The following is a 259-nucleotide window of genomic DNA, read 5'->3' on the forward strand; positions in this document are numbered from 1 at the left end:
TGAAAGATGGTTTCGGCCATCACTGACAGATGGGCCCGCGGTGCATTAGTTAGTTGGCGGGGTAACGGCCCACCAAGACAGCGATGCATAGCCGACCTGAGAGGGTGATCGGCCACATTGGGACTGAGACACGGCCCAAACTCCTACGGGAGGCAGCAGTAGGGAATCTTCCACAATGGACGAAAGTCTGATGGAGCAACGCCGCGTGAGCGAAGAAGGTTTTCGGATCGTAAAGCTCTGTTGCCGGAGAAGAACGTGC

General features: G+C 56.4%; 1 rRNA gene. It reads left to right on the forward strand.

Going from position 1 to position 259, the window contains the following annotated elements:
* Positions 1–259: ribosomal RNA gene (locus AC1MBV_RS17220) — 16S ribosomal RNA — on the forward strand; the annotation flags it as partial.

It is taken from the genome of Sporolactobacillus sp. PKPK-6, assembly GCF_056678885.1.